Annotated in this window: 1 protein-coding gene; it reads right to left on the bottom strand. The window is 44.9% G+C overall.

The genetic code is table 11. The features are described from left to right. Window positions 1-105: 105 nt before the first annotated feature. A complete protein-coding gene (bacB, locus tag M1E06_RS08860; protein ID WP_035338351.1) occupies window positions 106-7,923 on the bottom strand; it encodes a bacitracin non-ribosomal peptide synthetase BacB in 7,818 nt (2,605 codons plus the stop codon). Window positions 7,924-7,985 lie beyond the last annotated feature (62 nt).

Here is a 7,985-nt window from a genome sequence, read left to right as displayed (position 1 = left end):
CTCATCTCCTAGAATTCCTTTTGTTTTCCGATCCACATGGGCCGCCCATTTTTAAGCAGCAGGTTAACCATTTCAAGGGGGCTTCTTTAGCTTTTTTCATGATGTCTAGCTGTCGATAGATTCATATTCATTTAATAATTCTTCAAGATCTTCCAACGAGAGTTTGTCATAACCGTAGTCAGAGGACGTTTTTTCGGTTTCATTTTTGCCCGTACAATGGCTGATGACCATTTGCAAACTTTCTTTGAATGCTTGATTCAATTCGCTGATCGTATCTGGAGAATACTCGTATTCGTTAAATGTCGTACTGATCATCAATTGCCTGCCGGCAACGACTGAATCGATTTCAACAGAAGCATCTCTTGCACTTTTTTCTCCGATGCTTTGACCTGTTGAAAGCTTTGACGATGAAAATTGTTCAGTCGTCAGATCATGATCGAGCTCACCAAGATAATTGAATAAGATCGGAGGCTTTTCATCCTTTATAAGCCCTTCGTCTTTTCTCAAATACTTGAGGATGCCGTATCCGATTCCATTATTCGGTATTTTCCGCAAAGTTTCTTTCACGATCTTAATCATCACAGACAAGTCTGTTTCATCTTCTAAGTCGATGAATACCGGATACATTGCGGTGAACCAGCCGACCGTTCTCGTAATATCCACATCTTGCAAAATATCATCTCTTCCATGGCCTTCCATAAGAATTTTCAGCCTGTTTTCCCCCGTCAGCTGCCTTGAGGCGATCAACAAAGCCGTTAAAAGGAGATCATTAATCTGCGTATTGTATGCTTTATGCGCATCTTTCAGGAGCTGTTCCGTCTCCATTTGGCTGAGGGATATTCTGAGTGTTCTGCTATTTTCATAGTTATCATGTACCGCTTGGCGATGTTTAGGGAGGAATGCCATCTTTCCTTTGGATATCTCCCGCCAATATTCTTGTTCTTTCAGGAGCTTTTTGCTGCTTGCGTACTCAGCCAGTTTTTCGGAAAACGTTTTGTACGAATCCGTTTTATAACCGAGCTCTATCGGTTTGCCTTGCAGGGCTTGACCGTATGCCGCTTCAAAATCCTCGAACAATATTCTCCAGGACACGCCGTCTACCAAAAGGTGATGGATCGCAATCAGCAGATGGTCTCCCTCCGTTGTTTTAAACACGCAGAGCTTGATCATTTTGCCCTCGCTGATGGATATGTCTTTTTGAATATTCGTCGCTATCTGATAAACAGTTTCCTCGAGATTTTTTTCCGTTTTCAAATCATAGACATTCAGATCGAAGACGCTGTCTTCCAAGCCGCGGTTATGCTGAATGATTTCACCGTTCTTCTCCCGATAGACCATCCGTAATGCATCATGGTGTTCTGTGAGTTTACGGATAACCTTTTCGACGATCCTTTCAGCAAACCCGTTTTCCCTGTAGAGCATAAACGCTTGATTATAATGGTTTTGCTCCCTTTGATTCGCTTCAAAAAACGACCTTTGCACAGGAGTCAGCGGCACTTGCCCTTGCACGATTTCGCTGGTGCGAGCTTTCGTTTCTTTTTTGACATATTTACTGAGGTGTCTGATGGACGGATTGGTAAACAGATCTTTAACCTGAAGCTTGAGATCGGCTCTTGATAATTTTGAAACGATTTGCAGAGCCTTAATTGAATCTCCCCCGATTTCAAAAAAATTATCGTTGATTCCGATTTTGTCCCTGTCCAGCACCTCCTGCCAAACAGCGGCCAGCTTTTCTTCCGTTTCATTGCGCGGCGCTTTATATCCGCTTGCCGCTATGGCGTCTCCGGCAGGTTCAGGAAGCGCTTTTCGATCGATCTTTCCGTTTGGCGTGAGGGGCATCTTGTTGATTTGAATAAAATAGGAAGGGAGCATATAATCCGGTAAATGATCGGACAAATATTCCCTCAGTTCATTTGCGTTTGTTTTCGCTCGAGCGACAATATAGGCGCACAGGTACTTATGTCCTTTCTTGTCTTCCCGGTCTATAACGACAGCTTCGCTGATGTTTTGATTTTCCAAAAGCTTCGTTTCAATTTCGCCTGTTTCTATTCTGAAACCGCGAATCTTGACTTGGTGATCGATTCTCCCGAGGAATTCGACATTTCCATCAGGCAGCCACCTTGCCAAGTCTCCCGTTTTATACATCTTCCCCCCGGCGGCAAAACGATTTGGAACAAACCTTTCCTTCGTGAGTTCCGGTTTGTTTAAGTATCCCCTCGCGACCCCTTCACCGCCGATGTACAACTCACCATAAACGCCGACCGGCTGCGGGTTTAATGAGGAATCCAATATATAAAATGCTGTATTGTCCAGCGGCTTTCCTATCGGCGTATTCGCAATCTCTGGAATCCGATCCAAAGCTTCTTCATAATAGCCGGAATCGACAGAAGCTTCTGTGACGCCATAGCTGTTGATGATTCTCATCCTTTGTCCGAACCGTTCAACGAGCCACTTATAATCTTTGATCGTGCAAGTGTCAGAACCCATGATCAACAGCTTCATGCTTGAAAGGTCAAGCTTGTGATGATCGATATATTTCATCAAAGGAATGATCAGGCTTGGCGTCGATTCCAACATATGAATGCCGTATTTGTTGATCATGTCATACAGCAGATTCATTTCCAGTTTGACATCATCCGGGACCATATACATTGTTCCGCCGTTGAGAAGACTGCGGCATAAATCTCCTGCGAATACATCAAACGACATGCTGGCAAGCTGGAGCAGGTTAACTGAAAATGATGCCAATTCATAGTGCTTTCTCCAAGTATAGTGGGCATGAATGATATTGCGGTGCTCGACCATCACGCCTTTCGGGTTTCCCGTCGTACCCGAGGTATAGATGACGTATGCCAAATCACCGGGGGAATTAAGATGCTCCAGATTGCTTCCATCCGTGTCGTAAGCATCGGCCTGATCGATTTGGATGATTTCTCCGGCAAAGCTGATGCTGCCAATAAGCTGATGCTGGGTCAGCAATAGATCAGCTCCGCTATCCGTGATAAGATATTGGATGCGCTCTTTCGGAAGCCCCGGATCGATCGGCATGTACGCCCCGCCGGCCTTTAGAACCGCCAATATGCCTGTCACCATTTCCAACGAACGCTCCGCCATGATTCCGACTACTGACTCCCGCTGAACCCCTTTTTTCCGCAATGTTCTGGCCAATTGATTCGCTTTTTCATTTAATTCGCGGTATGTCAACATATGATCTTTGAAGACCGCCGCCGGATGATTCGGTGATTTTTCGGCCTGCTCTTCAAACAGCTCAGAAAAAATTCCCGACGGGTGTTCGGCGTTCGTATCATTAAATTGATACAGCACTGTGTTCCTTTGTTCCTCTGAAAGCATGCTGATTTCGTTTAACGGCTTCTGCGGATGATCGGAAATATCTCTTAGGATATTCACGAAATGCTGCGCCAGCGTTTCGGCGGTTTCTTTTTTATACAGCCTTGTGCAGAATTCCAGGTGAAACGTAATGACGCCTGCGGACTCTGCTGCTGCCAGCGACAAATCGAATTTTGAAATCTGAAACTCCAAATCAACGGGTTCAACATGCAATCCCTCTATATCAGGCTCTGCATCATCCAGCGCCTGCATATCAAACATTGTGTCAAATAAGGCATTTCTGCTGATGTCCCGTTCCAAATCTAATTTGTCTACGAGTTCATCGAAAGGATAATCTTGATTTTCATAGGCGTTAAACGTATTTTCTTTTACATCTTGCAAATACTCAATGAATGTCCTGCCGCCTTTCGGATGGTTTCTCATCGCAAGGGTGCCTACGAACATCCCGACCGTCTGTTCCAACTCCTCCCGGGTTCGCCCCGCAATCGGCGAACCGACAATGATATCTTCCTGTCCGGTGTATTTCGAAAGCAGTATTGTATACCCGGCCAACAGCAGCATATACATCGTGACTCCGTTTTCTTTCGCTGTTTTTTTCAGCTTATCCGTCAGCTCTCTTTCGATTGCAAATGCGATTCGATCTCCTTCATAGCTTTGCATTTGCGGCCTTGGAAAGTCTGTCGGCATGTTCAGAACAGGGATGGCGTCTTGAAAAACGGATAGCCAGTATTCTTCCTGTTTTTTCAACCGGTCTTTTTGACAGGACTCTCGCTGCCACTCGGAATAATCTTTATATTGGATCTTTAACGGTGCAAGTTCCTTTTCTTCATATAAAGCCGCCCATTCTTTCATCAAGATCCCGATTGATACGCCATCGGAAATGATATGGTGCATATCAAGCAGGAGAATGTGTTCGGCTGCGTTCACCCTCACCAGCTCCGCTCTCAGAAGAGGGGCTTTTTCCAGGTCAAACGGTCTGATAAATTGATTCATCCGTTCCCGAAGGCTGCAATTGTCAAGCTCCCGGTATTTCATTTCAAATGTGACCTCTTCGTTTATATTCTGAACGGGTTCGCCATTGATGGTCACAAAGGATGTTCTTAAGCTCTCATGTCTTTTGATTAGCGTTTTGAAGGCCTTCTCGGCCTTTTTCGTTTGGAGCCCACCTCTTATTTTCATCGCAAAAGGCATATTGTAGGCGGTTTGGCCTTCTTCGATTTGATTGAGGATGTACAGCCTTTTTTGAGCGGAAGAAAGCGGGTAGTATTCTTTCTTTTTCGCTTTTAGAATGTCGGATTGAACTTGTTTTTGTTTTTGTACGATATAAGCTGCGATGTCTTTAATCGTCGGATGGCTGAAGATTTCCTTTAGCGTCACTTCGACTTTTAATGCCGCTTGAATTTTCGCGGCCATTGAAAAAGCTTTTAACGAGTGTCCGCCGATGTCAAAGAAATGGTCGTTAATCCCGATCTGTTCCGCTGGCAAGATATCCTGCCAGATCGATAAAAGTAAGGCTTCCGTTTGATTGCGCGGGGCTTCGTAGCGGGCTTGGGCAAATGCCCCTCGATCCGGCTCCGGCAATGCCTTAAGATCAGCCTTTCCATTGATCGTGCGGGGAATTTGATCAAGCTTGATAAAGCAGGACGGAATCATATACTCCGGAAGGTCCTTCGCCAAACGTTCTTGAACCTGCTCAATATCTGCGTTTTTGTTATTGAATGCGATGTAGGCGCATAGATATTTGCTGTTTTCCTGATCTTCCTTCGCCACCACGATGGCTTCATTAATATCGTCGTTCATCAGCAACCGGTGTTCGATTTCTTCCAGTTCGATCCGATAGCCGCGGATTTTGACTTGGCTGTCGATTCTGCCTAAAAACTCGATGTTTCCGTCAGACAGCCATCTTGCTAAATCGCCTGTACGATATACTCTCTCGCCTGATTCGTCCAGCACAAAGGCCGCTTTTGTCAATGTTTCATGATTCAAGTATCCCCTTGCGACCCCTTCGCCGCCGATCAATAGTTCGCCCGGTACTCCAACCGGTTGCGGCCGGCCGTATTGATCTGCAATGTATACTTTATAATTGCTTAAAGGCTTGCCGATAGGAATGCTCGTTTTTTTGCGGTCTGCGCTGCTTAGTTGATAATAGGTTGCACAAACTGTCGCTTCCGTGGGACCGTAAGAATTGTAAACGTCGGCGCCTTTGATGATATTTTCGACGTACTCAAATTTTAATACGTCGCCTCCACTGATAAATTTCATCTGCGGATGAAAGGTTAAGTGCTGATTTTTATCGATTTCATTCAATAGAAGCGGGGAGCAGCTGACAAGTGTGACACGATGCTTCCCGATCGTTTTCACCAGTTCATCAATGTTCAGATCGCTTACTTTTCTGCTGATCACCAAGCGCCCTGAGCAAGCTAAAATAGGGTAGACTTCTTCAGAAAATGCATCAAATGAAAAGGATACGATTTGCAAAACTGTATCATCTTCGCTCAAAGGGATCCTTTTCGTAAAAGCATCAACATAATGAACGACATTGCGGTGAGTCGTCATGACACCTTTCGGCCTGCCTGAAGAACCCGAAGTATAAATTACATATGCCAAATCAGAAGCCTTATTGACATTTGGGAGATTTTCTTTGCTGAAAGATCGGGTGTCTTCGGCGGTTATCAGTTGACGCCCGTCTATTTTCGATTTAAAGGGCTCCTGGATGACGACCATATCAGCCCCGCTGTCTTCCAGCATATATTTGACTCTGTCCTCCGGATAATCCGGATCAATTGGCAGATAGGCTCCGCCGGCTTTTAAAATTCCGATAATTCCGATGATCATCTCGAGTGAACGGTCTGTCATGATCGCGACAATTGTATCCGGCTTTACGCCCTTCTCTCTTAAAAGCCAGGCCAATTGGTTGGCTTTTTCGTTCAGCTCTCTATATGTCAATTGCTGATCTTCGAATATAACAGCGGGGTGATCGGGTGTTTTTTCAGCCCGCTCTTCAAACAGCCGGCTGAGTGTCTTGTTTTTCGGACCATCTGTCTTCTCATGATTGAATGTATGTAAGATGATGTCTTTCTCCTCTTCCGACATCATCCTAATCTCGCTTAACGCCAGTTCAGGGTGATGAGCAGCGTCTTTTAAAACATTCAAAAAATGTCCGGCCATTCTTTCAATCGTTTCTTTTTTATACAGATCCGTGCAATATTGAAAATCAAATTTCAGGTTGTCTCCATGCAAAAATGCCGTCAGGCTTACATCGAATTTCGCGACATGAAATGGAATATCATACGTGTCAAAATGCCCCCCGCCGGCTTCAGATGCGAAATCATCCGCATGCTGCAGATCAAACATCGTATCAAACAGCGGATTTCTGCTCATGTCCTGTGTCAAGCCCAGATGTTCGATCAATGCATCAAATTGATAATCTTGATTTTCATAGGCGTTCAATGTATTGTTTTTGACCGTTTGGACATATTCGCTAAATGTCATGTTCCCCGTTGGCCGGTTTCTCAGCGCAAGGGTGCCGACAAACATTCCGATTGTCCCGTTTAAATCGGCATGCGGTCTTCCGGCGATCGGCGAGCCGACAATGATATCCTCTTGTCCGGTGTATTTTGACAGCAGAATGGTGTAGCCTGCCAAAAGAAGCATGTACATTGTAACGCCGTTTCTTGCGGCTATCGTCTTCAGTTTTTTTGTGGTGTCCTGATCCAATTCCACAACCGTTCTGTTCCCTTGAAAGCTTCGGATTTTCGGTCTCGGAAAATCAAGCGGCATATTCAATACCGGAATGTCTCCCCGGAAGGTGTTAAGCCAATACGCTTCCTGCTTCTTCAACCGGCTCTGCTGCTCGATGTCTTTCTGCCACTCTGAATAATCTTTATACTGAACCGCCACCGGAGGTAATTCTTTGCCTTCACAGCAGTCGGCGAATTCCTTCATTAATATTCCGATAGAGATGCCGTCTGAAATGATATGATGCATATCAACGATCATCATATGCTCAGCTTCATCCACTTTTACGAGTTCCGCTCTTAAAAGCGGGGCTTTTTCTAATTGAAAAGGTTTGATGAAACGGCTGATTTTCTCCTGAATGCTTTGATCCCCCAACTCGCTGTATTCAAGTCGGAACTCGGCTTCCTGTTCGATTTTCTGCACCGGTTCGCCATCGAGCATGACAAAAGAAGTTCTCAACGATTCATGCCTTTTGATGAGCGCTTTCCAAGCCTGTTCAATTCGGCTGATTTGAACTTCACCGTTTATTTTTACAGCCAGCGGCATGTTATAGGCCGTTTTGCTGTCATCAAGCTGATTTAAAATGAACATCCTTTTTTGTTCTCTTGACAAAGGATAGGTTCCGCTTTTAGACGGCGCCGCTTTCGGAAAGCTTCGCTCAATGTCCGTTTCGCACGCTTCCAGCGCGGCGATGATGTCTTCTTTATACCGCTTGATTTGCTGTTTTAAGTCAGCCGTCAATAATTCTTGAGGACCGATGATTTTGATTTTGCCCTTGTTATGGTATAAGGTGATATTTTTCTTTTTCAAATCATTTATGAAGTCCATTATGCTCATACTCATCTCACTCCATTCGTCAGACTTGCGGCCAATATCAGAATCGTTTTTTTGCGGAAAAT

It is taken from the genome of Bacillus sp. AK124 (genome assembly GCF_053903085.1).
The sequence above is the reverse complement of the archived record's forward strand: the minus strand, read 5'-3'. Positions and strand labels throughout refer to the sequence as shown.